General features: G+C 70.5%; 11 protein-coding genes. 4 read left to right on the forward strand and 7 right to left on the reverse strand.

Features of this window, described 5'->3' with window-relative positions:
• The first annotated feature begins 131 nt into the window (after nucleotides 1-131).
• Complete coding sequence (locus ACZ7M2_RS29380; RefSeq protein ID WP_471597837.1) at nucleotides 132-476, forward strand: hypothetical protein; 345 nt, start codon at nucleotides 132-134, stop codon at nucleotides 474-476.
• A gap of 38 nt (nucleotides 477-514) precedes the next feature.
• Here ACZ7M2_RS29380 and ACZ7M2_RS29385 read toward each other — a convergent pair whose 3' ends face one another.
• Entirely contained in the window at nucleotides 515-1,243 is a 729-nt protein-coding gene (locus ACZ7M2_RS29385) for a hypothetical protein (protein ID WP_471597838.1), read from the reverse strand.
• 529 nt (nucleotides 1,244-1,772) lie between these two features.
• Between ACZ7M2_RS29385 and ACZ7M2_RS29390 the strand changes: the two genes are divergently transcribed.
• The 3 genes from ACZ7M2_RS29390 to ACZ7M2_RS29400 all read left to right on the forward strand — a co-directional run bounded on the left by ACZ7M2_RS29390 (nucleotide 1,773) and on the right by ACZ7M2_RS29400 (nucleotide 5,912).
• Complete coding sequence (locus ACZ7M2_RS29390; protein ID WP_471597839.1) at nucleotides 1,773-4,250, forward strand: SpoIIE family protein phosphatase; 2,478 nt, start codon at nucleotides 1,773-1,775, stop codon at nucleotides 4,248-4,250.
• A gap of 114 nt (nucleotides 4,251-4,364) precedes the next feature.
• The gene (locus ACZ7M2_RS29395) at nucleotides 4,365-5,189 is read left to right on the forward strand and encodes an alpha/beta hydrolase (RefSeq protein WP_471597840.1); all 825 of its coding nucleotides are present in this window, start codon (nucleotides 4,365-4,367) and stop codon (nucleotides 5,187-5,189) included.
• A 3-nt stretch (nucleotides 5,190-5,192) separates the two neighbouring features.
• Nucleotides 5,193-5,912, forward strand: a complete 720-nt coding sequence (locus tag ACZ7M2_RS29400) for an SDR family oxidoreductase (protein WP_471597841.1) — start codon at nucleotides 5,193-5,195, stop codon at nucleotides 5,910-5,912.
• 180 nt (nucleotides 5,913-6,092) lie between these two features.
• Here the strand turns inward: ACZ7M2_RS29400 and ACZ7M2_RS29405 are convergent, their stop codons facing one another.
• The 6 genes from ACZ7M2_RS29405 to ACZ7M2_RS29430 all read right to left on the reverse strand — a co-directional run bounded on the left by ACZ7M2_RS29405 (nucleotide 6,093) and on the right by ACZ7M2_RS29430 (nucleotide 14,754).
• Nucleotides 6,093-7,832 (reverse strand): RICIN domain-containing protein, encoded by a 1,740-nt coding sequence (locus ACZ7M2_RS29405; protein WP_471598158.1) that lies wholly within the window; start codon nucleotides 7,830-7,832, stop codon nucleotides 6,093-6,095.
• 80 nt (nucleotides 7,833-7,912) lie between these two features.
• The gene (locus ACZ7M2_RS29410) at nucleotides 7,913-10,060 is read right to left on the reverse strand and encodes a beta-galactosidase (protein WP_471597842.1); all 2,148 of its coding nucleotides are present in this window, start codon (nucleotides 10,058-10,060) and stop codon (nucleotides 7,913-7,915) included.
• Nucleotides 10,061-10,095: 35 nt separating this feature from the next.
• Complete coding sequence (locus tag ACZ7M2_RS29415) at nucleotides 10,096-11,031, reverse strand: carbohydrate ABC transporter permease (RefSeq protein WP_471597843.1); 936 nt, start codon at nucleotides 11,029-11,031, stop codon at nucleotides 10,096-10,098.
• On the reverse strand, nucleotides 11,028-11,963 hold the full coding sequence (locus tag ACZ7M2_RS29420; RefSeq protein WP_471597844.1) for a carbohydrate ABC transporter permease: 936 nt from the start codon (nucleotides 11,961-11,963) through the stop codon (nucleotides 11,028-11,030). The genes ACZ7M2_RS29415 and ACZ7M2_RS29420 overlap by 4 nt, the downstream gene beginning before the upstream one ends.
• Before the next feature lie 2 nt (nucleotides 11,964-11,965).
• Nucleotides 11,966-13,363 (reverse strand): ABC transporter substrate-binding protein, encoded by a 1,398-nt coding sequence (locus ACZ7M2_RS29425; protein ID WP_471597845.1) that lies wholly within the window; start codon nucleotides 13,361-13,363, stop codon nucleotides 11,966-11,968.
• Between the two features lie 347 nt (nucleotides 13,364-13,710).
• Nucleotides 13,711-14,754 (reverse strand): LacI family DNA-binding transcriptional regulator, encoded by a 1,044-nt coding sequence (locus tag ACZ7M2_RS29430; RefSeq protein ID WP_471597846.1) that lies wholly within the window; start codon nucleotides 14,752-14,754, stop codon nucleotides 13,711-13,713.
• Nucleotides 14,755-14,899: the final 145 nt, after the last annotated feature.

Below are 14,899 nucleotides of genomic sequence, written 5' to 3' on the forward strand. Positions count from 1 at the left end.
GCCACGGAATCCCGCCCGAACCCCGTGCCGCGTAGCGGCACAGGGCGGACGAGAAGGCCAGAACCCTCGGGCTTCAGCCCGAGGAGCAAGTCAATACGAGCTGACTGGCGCCCCGCTGCAGCCCCAAGCCCGTGCAGCGGCCGCACCCGCCGCTGTGCATCGGCGGCAGCGGCGAGAGGCGCACACTGCGCACCGCCGCCCGTTTCGCACAGCACTGGAACTTCGACAGCGGCACGGTCGGGCAGTTCATCCGCGCGCGCGACGTACTTCACCAGCACTGCGCCGACGTCCGCCGGGACCCGGCGGAGATCCTGCTGTCGAGCCAGGTGCGGTTCAGCGGGGATCCGGCCGCGACGGCGGCCACCGCCGCCGAGTTCGGCGAGGCCGGTGCGGAGCTTGCCGTCGTCTACCTGCCGCCGCCTTATACCCCCGCCGTGCTGGAACCGCTGGCAACAGCGCTGGGCCGGCTGGCCTGAGCCCAGGAACGGTGCCCCACTCGGTTCGAAGCCGGTGGTCAGGTCGCGGTGGGGAGGTAGCGCGCTGCTGCCCGTTTGGCCATCGTTCGAAGTCTCGCGAAGTAGGCGGCGCAGTACTCCTCGTTGATCAGGGGCACGGTCTTGTCGAGGTCGGCGATGCACGCCCAGAGAGTGGCGATGCCACGGTCGTCGAGTCCGCCGTTCAGTTCCCTCTGGACGAGGCCATCGATGTCGGCGTCCAGGAGGACCAGGCTCACGCCCTCGATGTCCACGGCGCGGAAGCTTGCGGGGAACGGCGCGCGCCGGTGTTCCTCCCGCAGCCGGGCGAGTGGGTCTTCAGGCTGTGGTCCGCTCGTGCCGGCGGCTGTCGCTTCTGCCACAGCCGGTGGGCGAAGGAGCAGGGAAACAGCATCGAAGACGGCACGCACCATGTCGGTGGCCCTGGCCGGGCCGAGGGCGGCACTTGTCACGGCGCCCTGCGTGAGCTGGTCGCGCAGCAGTCGGCCGCGGTCGAGTCCGGCGGCGAGTCCGGCCGTGATGAGCCCTGCGTCGGCGGCCTGCTCGATCAGGTCCTGGAGTGGCTTGTTGACGGCCAGACGCTCGGCAAGGACGTGTTCCAGGGCGTACAGGGAGTGCGTGACGGCGACGGTGGCGAACTCGTACCGGTAGTAGGAGTGCCGGATGAGCTCGCGGGAGGTTTCCATCGCGCTCATCACGTACATCGACGCGTCGCCGGGCAGAACCAGGTCGGCGACCAAGGCGTGCATGCCCGCATAGTCGGCAACGACGTCGTGGGCGCGCGGGTCCGGTACTGGTGCAGGGAGCGGGCCGGGCAACGGCGGCAGGGTGTTCACGCGTGCAGTCTTGTCGCCTGGAGACTGCCGGTGCCATCGGATTTGCCCGGGGTGACCGGCGACCCGCTGCGGCATGTCGCCACTGGCCCGGTCCGGCCTTGAGGAACAGGTTTCGGAGACCAGGCCGGCGGGGCGCGGTGGGCACAGTATGTGCCGCCACTGTCACCCGATCCGCTGCGCCGCAGGTCAAAGTGGTGGTGATGGGTGATCGGCGCAATCGTTCGAGGTGCGCGCAGAGGTCGCCGGGGGCGGGCGGGTCAGCCGGCGGCTTGGAGTTTCACCTGGCCGGCGGCCCTGCGACGGCCTGGGTGACGGGGGCTGTATCGGTCACGGCCGCAGCGCTGTCACAAAACCGATCGCTATCCGGTCATTCAATGAAAAAAGGGGCATTCCGCTGGAGCCCCGCACCGCCGACTTTCCCAGACCCCGAGGACGGCACTCGATGACCACGACCAGTCCCGATGCGGTGACGCTCGGCAAGCAGTTGAACGTGTCCGATGTATCCGATACAGCCATCGCGCTGCTCGACGAGCAGGGGATGGTCGCCGCATGGACACACACCGCCGAACGGCTCGTCGGATTCCGCGCCGGGGACGTCGTGGGCCGGTCCGCCGCACTTGTGCTGCCGTCCTTCGAGGAAGCGACGACGACGGCAGCGTTCGTCGAGCGGTGCCGTGCCGAAAACGGGTGGTCAGGGGCGACGGCGGTGCGCCACCGGGACGGCCGCGCACTCGACGCCAGCGTACGGCTCACGATGTTGCACGGTCAGGACGGGACAGCGCGATGGCTCGTGTCCGTGACCGACGCCCTCCCGCAGTCCGGGGACGCGATAGACCGATCGGTGCGGGGACCGCTTCTCGCCCGCGCGCCGATCGGTGTCGGCATTCGTGACCGGCACCTGCGGTCCATCTACGTGAACGACGTTGCTGAGAGCTACGACGGTCTTCCCCGTGACCGGCGTCTCGGACGCCGATTCACCGAGGTACTGCCCGGTGCCAATGCCGAAACGATTGAGGCGGTGATGCGGCAGGTTCTCCAAAACGGTGCGCCCAAGATCCACGAGTACCGGACGTGGCTGCCGACGAGCCAGGGCCCGGAGCACCAGTTCGCGGCCTCGTTCCAGTGCCTCCAGGGCGCCGACGGCCAAGCGCTGGGGGTGTGCGTCATCGGCGCTGACGTCACCGCGAGCCGGCGGACGCGTGAGCACCTCGCCGCCCTCAGCCAGGCCAGTACGCATCTGGGCAGCACCCTGGATGTGACGCAGGCCAGCCAGGAACTGGCCGACCTGGCCGTGCCGTTGCTCGCCGACCACGTCGCCGTGGACCTGGAGCAGTCGATCTCGTGCGGGGAGGGGCCCCCGGTCCGCATCGGCGCGACGGGCAAGCACCTGCCCGGTCTGCGACGTGCCGGTCTGGCCTCGATCCTCCAGGGGGTCCCGGAATCCCGATGGGGGCGCGGCGAGCCGGTGTTCGTGCCGCCGGTCTCACCCTTGGCCGACGTCCTACGTGCCGGGAAGTCCCTCCTGGAGCCGGTCCTGGACACCGCCTCGAGCAGATGGGTCGACGAGGTGCCGGAACTGGCGCACGGGGTCCGCGTACACGGCGTGCACTCGATCATGATCGTACCCATCCGTGCACGGCGCTCCCTGCTGGGCGTGGCGCTGTTCGTCCGCACAGAGGATCCCGTGCCGTTCCAGGAGGTCGATCTCCTCCTGGCCGAAGAGCTCGTCGGCCGCGCCGCGCAGTCGTTGAACAACGCCCGTCAGTACGCTCGCAAACACACCGCCGCCCTCACACTGCAACGCCATCTGCTGCCCAACCGGTTGACAGGCGGCACAGCGGTCGAGGCAGCGTCGCGCTACCTGCCCGCGGACCTGGACCACGGTGTCGGCGGCGACTGGTTCGACGTGATCCCGCTGTCCGGCGCACGGGTGGCGCTCGTCGTCGGCGACGTGATCGGACACGGCCTCCACGCCGCCGCGACCATGGGCAGGCTCCGCACCGCCGTCCACACCCTCGCCACCATGGAACTGCCCCCCGACGAACTGCTGGCCCACCTCGACGACACGGTCCAGCGACTGGGCGAGGAAAACCCCGACACCCCGGACCAGATCCCCGCGGTGGTGGGCGCCACCTGCCTGTACGCCGTCTACGACCCGGCCACCCGCCGGTGCACCATGGCGCGGGCCGGGCATCCCCCGCCCGCGGTCATCGACCCGCGGGGACAGGTCACGTACCTCGACCTCCCCCCGGGAGCCCCCCTGGGTATCGGGCTGGGGGACCCCCCCGAATCCGTGGAACTGGAACTGGCCGAGGGAAGCGTCCTCGCCCTGTACACCGACGGCCTGATCGAGACCCGCGACCACGACATCGAAGAGGGAATGCGCCGGCTGGGCACTGTCCTCGCACAACCGGGCCGGTCTCTGGAAGACCTCTGCGACATCGCGACGCAGTCCCTTCCGGACCAGGCACCGTGCGACGACGTCACACTCCTCCTCGTCCGCACCCGCTGCCTCAGCCCGGCCCGGGTTGCCTGCTGGACGCTGCCCGGTGACCAGTCCGCCGTCAGCAGCGCCCGCACCCTGGCGGCACGACAACTGACGGAATGGGGCCTGCAAGGTCTTGAGGACGCCACGAAACTGATCGTCAGCGAACTCGTCACCAACGCCGTCCGCCACAGCACCGGACAGATCGGGCTACGGCTCATCCGGCACCAAGTCCTGACCTGCGAAGTGTCCGACACCGCCCCCTGCACCCCGCGTCCGCGCCGCGCACACACCATGGACGAGAACGGCCGCGGCCTCTTCCTCGTCACCAACCTGTCCCGCAGATGGGGCTCCCGCCCGGTACCGGGGGGCAAGGTCGTCTGGGCCGAACAAGACCTCCCCCACACGCCCGGCCCCTGGTCCGCGGCTGCCTGAGGCGAACCCGCCGGCCTCGCGAAGCCGGCTTCGCAGGGGCGTCCGGCACACCTTGGGACCTCTATCGGTCCCAAGTCCGACCGGCCATCGGTCCACCCACTGAGGAGCACACTGATGCAACCCGACACCATCGTCCTCGTCCACGGCTTCTGGGTGACGCCGCGGGCCTGGGAGAACTGGATCGCCCACTACGAGAACAAGGGCTTCCGTGTCATCGCCCCGCCCTACCCCGGCTTCGAGGCGGAGGTCGAGGCCCTCAACGCCGACCCGACCCCCATCGAGACCGTGACCGTCCCCGCCATCATCTCCGCCCTGGAGAAGATCATCACCGGGCTGGACCGGCCGCCGGTCATCATGGGGCACTCGGCCGGCGGCGCGTTCACTCAGATCCTGCTCGACCGCGGCTTCGGTGCCGCCGGAGTGGCGATCAACTCCGCACCCACCGAGGGCGTGGCTGTCGTACCGCTGTCCCAGGTCCGGTCCACCCTTCCGGTGCTGAAGAACCCGGCCAACCGCCACCGCGCCGTCGGTTTCGACTACGGCCACTGGCGCTACGCCTTCACCAACACCTTCCCCGAGGACCAGGCCCGCGCGGCCTACGAGCGCTACCACATCCCCGCACCGGGCCGCATCGTGTGGGGCAGCGCCCTGGCCAACGTCCACCCCGGGCACACCGACACCTACGTCGACTACCACCACGCCGGCCGGGCACCCCTGCTCTTCTGCTCCGGCGAGCACGACCACCTCATGCCGCCCAAGGTGCAGCAGTCCAACGCCAAGCACTACAAGGCCGACGGCACCACCACCGAGGTCACGGCGTTCCCCGGCCGGTCCCACCTGATGCCCGCCCAGGACGGCTGGCAGGAGATCGCCGACCACGCCCTCGGCTGGGCGCTCGCCCACACGAGCGACGCGCGGATCAGCGCAGCAAAGGAGTGAATCATGACCCGCAGACGAGTACTCGTCACGGGCGCGTCCAAAGGCATCGGCCGCGCCCTCGCCGAGCAGCTGGCAGAAGAAGGCCATACCCCCGTGGGCATCGCCCGCAGCGCGCCGCAGTCCTTTCCCGGCGAGTTCCACGAAGCCGACCTTGCCGACCGTGCGGCCACCGATCAGGTCCTGGCCGAAGTGACGGGCGCGGGACCGGTCGACGCCGTGGTCAACAATGTGGGGATGGTGCGGCCCGCGCCCGTCGGGGAGGTCGCGCTGTCCGACCTCGACGCGGTTCTCGACATGAACGTGCGCACCGCGCTCCAGATCGTCCAGGCCGTCCTGCCCGGCATGCTCGAACGGTCCTGGGGCCGCGTGGTGAACGTCACCAGCCTGGTCACCCTGGGGTGGCCCGAACGAACGTCCTACGGTGCGGCCAAGGCCGCCGTGGAGTTCTTGACGCGAGGCTGGGCCGGAGAGCTCGCCGCACACGGGATCACCGTCAACGCTGTCGCCCCGGGTCCCACCGAGACCGAGTTGTTCCGGGAGAGCAACCCGCCCGGGTCGGCCGGAGCCGCCGGCTACCTGGCGGCTGTTCCCATGAGAAGGTTCGGGCGCCCGGACGAGCTCGCAGCCGCCATCGCCTTCCTGCTCTCCGAGAAGGCGGGTTTCATCACCGGCCAGATCCTGCGCGTCGACGGCGGTGCGAGCATCGGCCGCAACAGCGCCTGAGAACGGCTGGCACGGTGGGGCGGATCGGCGCTGTCGCCGCGAGCGGAGGACGCCGTGGCCCTGGTCCGCGATGCCGCCGCCATCGGCGTCGCCCGGATCGCCCGCCAGCCGCGCACCTGGGACACCCCCTGAGGCTCCGCCGGCAGGCGGCGGAGCCTCTCGGTGGCCTGTGGGAGGCGGCTACCGGACGAGTTCCCAGTCCTGCGAGCCGTCCGTGAGCGCGTTCTGCAAGGTGAGCGGCGCGCCGTCAAACGGGCCGGTCAGATACAGGTCCGTGTTCCTGACCGACTGGAGCCGGTAGAACCCGTCGGTGGTCTTGACGAGGTTCCAGCTGCCGGTGGCGCTGTTGTCGACCCACTGGCCGATCCGCTGCCCGGCCATCGCGTTGCCGGTCCAGACGGCCGCCGCGCGGCCGCCGGACTTGTTCAGCAGGCTCACGCCGCCGTTCGGCTCGGTCACCACATGCCAGTACTGGGTGTCCGGGTTCGCCGCGGAGCCGGGGTCCTCCAGGGCGACGTCGGGGACGTCCGCGTTGCCGATGTTCGCGTCGTTGGTCTTGTTCCCGGTGCCGATCACCTGGCCGGTCCTGCGGTTCACCAACTGGTAGTAGGCCCCGTCCGACCGGCCGAGGTCGACCTCGGCGTAGGCGATCGTCGAGGTGCCCTGGTTATTGAGGATCGCGATACGGCCGGTGCCCTCGACGTACTGCAGGCTGCGGCTGTAACCGGCCTTCGAGGTCGTCTGGTACTCCTTCCAGACACCGTCGCTGCGTCCGCTCTCGTTGACCCACACGTTGCCGCTGCCGGCCGCGTTGTAGACCAGGCGTCCCCCGGGAAGCCTGATGACGACCGGGCTGCCGCCCGTCGCGAGCGGCCGGGAGCCGGTGTCGACCGGCAGTGAGGTGACGGCTTCGCCGGTCGGCGAACCGCGGTAGAACTGCAGCGGGTTGTCGGCGATCACGTACCTGGTGTCGGCTCCGCCGCCCCAGTACTCGAAGGTGAGCAGCCACTTGCCGTCCGCGGTGCGCACGACGTTCGCCATGCCCGGCCGCCCGCCGCCGATCTGCGTCCTGCCGCCTCCCGTGCTCTGGCTCAGGCCCGCGATGTCGACGACAGGGGCGCTCCACCGCGCACTGCGGCCGTCCCACGTCTTGTGGGCGAGGATCTGGCCGTGCGAGTCGGCGGCGGTGTCGTTGGCGGGGTCGAGGGTCAAGGCGCCGGTGGTCGCGTTGAAGCCGGTGTAGTCGTTCTCGTCGGAGTAGTAGCAGACGAGTTGGCCCTGGTAGACCATCAGGTACGGCTCCCAGACGGGGTCCACCTGCCGGTGTGTATTGGCGGTGGCGATGTTCTGGCCGATCGCGCCCGCGCTGCCGCCCTGCCAGCCGCCGGTCGCGATGACGTTGACGACCTTCCACGTCGCGCCCTCGTCGGTGCTGGAGTACAGCGCGATGGCCAGGTCGCTGCGGTCGCCGTCGTTGGAGGGTGTCCAGTGGGGGTCGGCCGCCTTGTGCTCACGGTAGTACTGGTCGTCGCCCGACACGACACTCGCCAGGAGCAGCGTGCCCTGCTTCAGGTTCCCGACGTCCTGCGGAAGCGTGTAGAGGTACGGATTGGTCCAGTTGCTCGTGTACTTGGCGTACTGGGGGTCGCTGGAGAGGTAGGCGGGAGCCTTGACCTCCGACAGCGGCTGCCAGGTCGTTGCGTGGTCGTCGCTCCTGTAGACCGGAAGGGTCTGCCTGTCGGCGCTGCCCGTCGCCGGTACGACGGTGGACTTCTCGAACGACGCGACCAGGCGTCCGCTCGGCAGTTGCGCCGACTTCGGGTAGACGGCGCAGTTGCCGCGCCCCTTCAGGCACGGTTCGCTGCCGAGCTGGTAGAGGATCCCGCCCGTCGGGTTGTACGCCTGCGCACCGGTGGTCATGGGGATCGCCAGTATCGCGGCTGCCGCGAGGAACGTGCCCAGTGCCTTTGCCGCTCTTCTTGCCCGCACAGCTTGCACGGCTACTCCTTCGGGGAGACGAGGACGCGTACGTCCCACGGGCCGAGGTCCACCGCGGTGCCCGCGGAAAGGGGTGTGCCGTTCAGGGCGTCGGCGAGGTCCACCGGAGCGTGGACGCTCGCGGGCTGCCAGCTCCAGTTGTGGACGATGTGGACGCGGCGGCCGTCGGGCGCTGTGCCGGTCGTCGCGGTGACGGACGCCGGCAGGTCACGCCACGCGCTGCGGCGGGCCGGTGCCATCCAGGCGGCCAGTGCCCGGGCGAGGTCGCGGCCGGGCACGGTGCCGACGCAGGTGACGCGGCCTTCGCCGTGGCAGCGGGTGGTGAGGGCGGGAAAGCGGCCGAAGTGCGGGTGCTCGTAGGTGGCGAGGACGTCGGCGTCGGTGACGGTGAGGCCGTCGGCCCAGTGGGTCGCCGTCGCGGTCCGCGGCAGCGGGAGGGGGCTGTCGGGTGCGGCGCGGACCGGGAGAGCGTGGGTGAGGTTGCTGAATTCGTCGTACGTCACTCCCGCGGCGCCGGTGAGGCGGGCGGGGGCCGCCTCGTGCCGGGCCCGGGCCTCGTGGTCGGCGTAGCCCGTGCGGGGGCCCAGGACCAGGTGGCCGCCGGCGTGGGCGTAGGCGGCGAGCCAGTCGAGGGTGGTGTCCTCGGCGAGGTAGAGGGCGGGGACGACGAGGACGGGGTGGCGGCGGGCGGCCTCGCCGGGGGCCATGCCGTCGCGCCGGCCGCGCGGGTCGTGCAGCTGGCGGGCGTGGACGATGCGGACCTGCCGTCCGGCGTCGAAGGCGCCGCGGTAGAAGGGGTCGAGGATGCGGTGGTAGGCGGCCGGGTCCGGTGCGCCGTCGGGGGTCGCGAGGGGCGGGTGCTTCTGCATCAGCCACTTGCTGGGGGTGGAGTAGACGATCGTGATGTCGGCGTCGGGTTCGAGGCCCGCGACGAGCGGTCCTGCGGTCTCGAACTCCTCCCCCAGCCGGGCCAGTTCGGCGTAGGTGCGGCCCGGCCGGCCGCTGTGCGGCAGGACGCCGCCCCAGTAGGTTTCCGCGCCGAAGCGCAGGGTCTGCCACTGCCAGTACTCGATCATGCGGGCGCCGCGGCCGACGAGGGCCCAGGCGGCCTGGCGCCACTGGCCGTCGTAGGCGGGGCGGTTGTCCCACGCGTAGCCGATGGAGGAGGCGTTGGTCTCGGTGACCAGGAACGGTTCCTGCCGGGAGGAGAACATCCAGTCGGCGGTCTGGTACAGCGACCAGACGCCGGTGCTCTGCCACTTCTGCTCGTGGCCGTCCGGTGTCGGGTCGGGCAGCAGCAGGCCGTCCTGCATGGCGTAGTAGGGGTTTCCGGTGGCGATGTCGAGGCGGTCGGTGAGCTCGTCGTCCTCCACGGCGGGGCGGGTGTAGGAGATGCAGGTGGTGACGAACTGCCCGGGGCGGGCGTACTCGCGGACGAGGTCGGCCTGCCAGCCGATGAACTCGGTGCACTGGCGGGCCTGGAACTCCCGCCAGGCGACGTCGTACTGGGGCTGCACGTTGCCGTCGGGCGTCCACAGGTCGGCCCAGGTGGACAGGCGGTGGGACCAGTAGACCAGGCCCCATTCGCGGTTGAGGGTCTCGACGTCGCCGTACTTGGCGCGCAGGTGGTCGCTGAAGCGCTGGAAGACGCCGTGGTTGTGGAAGAGCTCCAGGCCCGGTTCGTTGTCGACCTGGAAGCCGATGACGGCCGGGTGGCCGGCGTACCGGGCGGCGATCTTGCGGATGATCCGCTCGGCGTGGAAGCGGAAGGCGGGGTGGGTGAAGTCCGCTTCCTGGCGGGCGCCCCAGCCGATGCGTTCGCCGGTGCGCCGCTCGCCGGTGATCTCCGGGTACTGGCGGGCCAGCCACGGCGGTACGGCGTACGTGGGGGTGCCGAGGATGACGGAGATGCCGCGTTCGTGGGCGCCGTCCAGCACCGGCTGGAGCCAGTCGAGTGCGAAGCGGCCGTTCTCGGGTTCCCAGGTCGACCAGACCGACTCGCCGACCCGGATGACGGTGAAGTGTGCGTCGGCCATCAGGTCGAGGTCGGTCTTGAGCTGTTCGTCGGGCCGCAGGTCCGGGCCGTAGGCGGGGTGGTACTCGTGGTAGTAGGCAGCGCCGAACAGCACGCGGGCGGGCAGGTCCGCCATGGACAAACCTCCAGGGAGCAGGGGGTGTTGGGGTGCTACTGCTTGACGCCGCCGGTGGCCAGGCCGCTCTGCCAGTACCGCTGGAGCATCAGGAAGGCCAGGACGAGCGGGACGATCGAGATGAGGGAGCCGGTCACGACGAGGGCGAGCATGTCGCTGCTGGCTCCGGCGCCGCCGTTCTGCGCCTGGTCGGCCCAGCGGGACAGCCCGACGGTGAGGGGGTACAGGTCCGGGTCGTTGAGCATGATCAGCGGCAGGAAGTAGTTGTTCCAGGTGGCGACGAGCGTGAAGAGGATGACGGTCACCAGACCGGGGGCCAGCAGCCGCAGCGCGATGGTGAGGAAGATCCGGAGCTCTCCGGCGCCGTCCATGCGGGCCGCCTCGATGAGGCTGTCGGGGACGGCGTCCTCGGCGTAGATCCGCATGAGGTAGAGGCCGAAGGGGCTGATGAGGGAGGGCAGGATGACGGCCCAGGGGGTGTTGACCAGGCCTGCCTTGGCGAAGAGGAGGTAGGTGGGGATCGCCAGCGCGGTGGTCGGGATCATGATCGCGCCGAGGACGAGGTTGAAGGCCGCGCCGTGGCCGCGGAAGCGGTACTTGGCGAAGCCGTATCCGGCCGCCGCCGCGAGCAGCGCGGCGCCCAGTGCGCTGGCCCCGGCGTACAGGACCGTGTTGAGCAGCCAGCGCCCGAAGACGCCGTCGTCCTGGGTGAAGGTGGCCTTGATGTTCGACAGCAGCTGCGGGGCGTGGGAGAACCACAGGCCGAAGCTGTTGAACAGGTCCTGGGTGCTCTTGGTGGAGGCGATGAGCAGCCAGAACAGCGGGAGCAGGAAGTAGGCCAGGACGGCCAGCATGGCGATGGTGAGCGGGGTGCTGCGGCGGTGCACCGTTGAACGGCGCGGCGGGCGGGCCTCGGCGGGAACTCGCTTCGCCGCCGCGGTGGTTGAGGCGGTGGGCGTCACGGTGGTCATGCGGTCCTCCTGCGGTTCGCGGTGAGCAGGAAGGCGTACGACACGATCACGATGACCAGGCCGAGGATGAAGGACACCGTGGCCGCGTAGTTGGTCTGCTGGCTGATGAAGGCGACGGAGTAGGCGTAGAGGTTGGCGGTGTAGGAGCTGTCGATGACGTCCGGTGCGGCCTTCATCAGCAGGCTCGGTTCGTTGAACAGCTGGAAGCTGCCGATCACCGAGAACAGCAGGGTGAGGGTCAGCGCCGGGCGCAGTGCGGGGAGTTTGATGGACCAGGCGATGCGCCAGGCGCCGGCGCCGTCCATGGCGGCCGCCTCGTACAGCTCGGCGGGGATGGTGCGCAGGGCGGCGTACAGGATGATCATGTTGTAGCCGACGAACTCCCAGGTCACGATGTTCGCGAGGCTGCCGAGCATCCAGCTGTCGGAGAGGAAGTGCGGGGCCGGCAGGTGGAGATGGCGGCTGATCTGGGCGAAGGGGCCGAAGTCGGGGCCGTAGAGGTAGCCCCACATGAGGGTGGCGATCACGCTGGGGACGGCGTACGGGACGAAGATGCCGAGGCGGATCACCCGGGCGAGGCGCAGCAGGCCGCTGTCCAGGGCGAGGGCGAAGAACAGGGCCAGCAGCAGCATCACGGGGACCTGGATGACGAAGAACAGCGCGACGCGGCCGATGCCCTTGAGGAGGAGGGGGTCTTTGAGGGCGGTGACGTAGTTGTCCAGGCCGACGAACGTCGAGCCGCCGATGAGTTTCTCCTGGAAGAGGCTCAGGTAGGCGGCGTAGCCGAGCGGGGCGAGGAAGAGGAGCAGGAACAGCGCCATGAACGGGGCGATGAACAGGGCTCCTGCGGTGCCGTGGCGCGGGCGGGGCGGGGACTTCGTGCGGCTGGTGCGGGCGGGTGCTGTGGTGGTGGCCGCTGTGGTGGTGGCCATCGTCAGCCTCCTTCGACCGTGAAGCCCTGGCCCTTGGCGAAGGTCGTGATGCGCGACTGCCACGAGCCGAGGGCGCGGACGGTGTCGGACTTGTCGGCGAGGGACTTGCCGACGGTCTCGGTCCAGTCGGTGGCGACCCGGTCGAGGAACGGCGGCCACTGGAAGGAGGGGTTGACCTGGGTGCTGATGTCCGCGAAGACCTGGTTGACCTTCTGGCCGCCGTAGAAGGCGGGCGTGTCCCCGAGGAAACTCGCGTCCGCGAGCAGGGTCTTGGTCGCCGGGAAGAAGAACTGTTCGGTGGCGAACATCCTGGCGCTGGCGGGGTCGCTGTTGAGGAACTGCGCGAACACCGCCGCCTGGACGGGGTTCTTGGTGGAGCGGATGACCGCGGTGGTCGAGCCGCCCCAGTTGCCCGCGCTGGGCTTGGCGGCGTCCCACTGCGGCAGCGGGGCCGCGCGCCATGTGCCCGCGGTGGCCTTGGCGGAGCCGGACAGGAAGGCCGGGCCCCAGGCGCCGGTGAGCCAGGTGGCGTACTTGCCCTTGTTGAGGGCGGCGTACCAGGAGTCGGTGAAGTCCGGCTCGACGCCGATCACGCCTTCCTTGGCGAGGGCGCCCCAGTACTGGCCGAGTTTCCGGGAGACCGTGTCGTCGACGCTGATGGTGATGTCGCTCTTGCCGGAGGTCATGTACGGCTTGGCGCCCGCCTGCCAGAGCAGGCCGTGCCAGGCGGCGACCTGGTTGGCGGCGAGGTTGGTGAGGTAGATGTCGGGGTCGGCCTTGTGGAGCCCCCGGGCCGCGGCGGCGAACTCGTCCCAGGTGGTGGGGACTTGGATGCCGTGCCGGTCGAAGATGTCCTTGCGGTAGAGCATGCCCATCGGGCCGGTGTCCTGGGGGATCGCCCAGATCTCGCCGCCGCTGCCGGAGACCTGCCCCCAGGTCCAGTCGACGAAGGTGGACTTGAGCGCGGAGGCGCCGTACGGGCGCAGGTCCAGCAGGCTGTCGGTGATGGTGAACGTGGGGATGGCCTGGTACTCGATCTGCACCATGTCCGGGGCGCCGCTGCCGGCCTTCAGCGCGGTGCGCAGTTTGGTGTACTCCGGTGTGCCCTGACCGGCGTTGACGACCTTGACCTTGACGGCCGGGTACTTCTTCTCGAAGAGCGCGACCTCCTTGTCGATGTTCGGGACCCAGGTCCAGAACGTCAGTTGGGCCGGGGTCTTCATGGCCTTGTCGATGTCGGCCTGGCCGACCGGCTTGGCGGAGGAACCGGCGGCGGAGCCGCCGTCGCCACCGCAGGCGGACAGGGTGGCGGCCAGCGACAGCGCGCCCGTGGCGGCGAGGAAGCCCCGGCGGCTGAGGGGTGACGGGCTGGAGAAGGGGCTGGAGAAGGGTCCGGACATGGTGAACTCCCGTGAAGGGTGTTGGGGACCGGCACACCGGGCGACGGCGTGCTGAAGCTGGATTCGGGTGGTGTCAGGCGCGGTGTGGCGTGACGGGCGGGGCCGGGAGGGCGGGCCTGTCAGAGGTCGCGCCGGGGAGGGCGCGCGAGGAAACGGCGGCCGGTGCGGGGCCTGATCGAGGCCCGGGGAGCGGCGGTGGGTACTGCTGAGGAACTGGGCCGGGCTGAGCCGGCTTGGGCTGAACTGGGCTGGGCTGGCTTGGGGCAGCGCCGGAAGCGGTGGAGGCGGTGGATGGCTCTGGTGGGGGCGGACCTCCGTCGGTGAGGGGGACTGCGGTGGCCCGGGGGCTAGCGGGGCGGCGGGGGCGCGGACGAGGCGCGGACGACGAGTTCGACCGGTGGGTCGGTCATCGGCAGCGGGTCGGCCTGCGGGTTGTCGATGGCGTGCACGAGGAGCTTCAGGCCGTCCTGCGCCATGGCGTCGAACGGCTGACGCACCGTGGTCAGCGGCGGGCTCACGTAGGCGGCGACCGGGATGTCGTCGAAGCCGACCACGCTGACGTCCTCCGGCACGCGCCGCCCGGCTTCCGTCAGCGCGCGGATCAGGCCGATGGCCATGTCGTCGTTGGCGGCGAACACCGCGGTCACACCGGGGCCGGCGAGAAGTCCACGGCCGGCCGCGTAGCCGGAGGCGGCCGACCAGTCGCCCTCGGCGACCGGCGGCTCGGCCCGGCCGTGCGCGGCGAGCGCCTCGCGCCATCCGTCGAGGCGGTCCCGGGCGGAGTACCAGCGCTGTGGACCCGCCAGGTGGTGGACGGTGGTGTGGCCCAGCTCCAGCAGGTGCTCGGTGGCCGCCCGCGCCATCTGGCTGGAGACGATGCCGGCCGTCACCACATGGGGGGCGGCGAAGGGCGGGGGTGCGCCGAGGACGAGGACCGGCACGTCGACCCGTGCGGACAGGTCCGCGCCGTCCGCCTCGTCGATCGGCTCGGAGATGACGATGCCGTCCACGCCCTGGTCCAGGAGCGAGTCCACGGCCCCGGCGATGCCCGCCCTCTCGCCTTCCATGGTGTTGACCACACGCAGTGCGTAGCCCGTGTCCCGCACGGCACGCTCGACACCCATGAGCAGCGAGGCCGGACCGTACAGGGCGGTGCCGAGCGTCACCACGCCGATGGACCGGGTGCGTCCGGAGGCCAGGGCGCGGGCCGCGTTGTTCGAGCGGTAACCGAGTTCCTCGGCCGCCGCCAGGACGCGGCGGCGCACGTCCGCCGAGACGTACGGCTCGTCGTTCATGACCCGGGACACCGTCTTCTGCGACACACCCGCCAGGCGCGCCACATCCACACTGCGCGGCGCGGCTCCCGCGCCGCGTCCTGCCCCTGGTGTCATGGTGTCTCCCGATCTTCGGCAGCCGCATCCTAGCCCCGGTCCGCTGGATGACTCCGCTGCATGACTGCGCTGTCATGACTGCGCAGTCATATCTACGCAACAGGGCGGGGCGCGTCAAGACTTCGCGCAACATCTCCGCCGTCCG

This window comes from Streptomyces sp. NPDC111507, assembly GCF_055638955.1.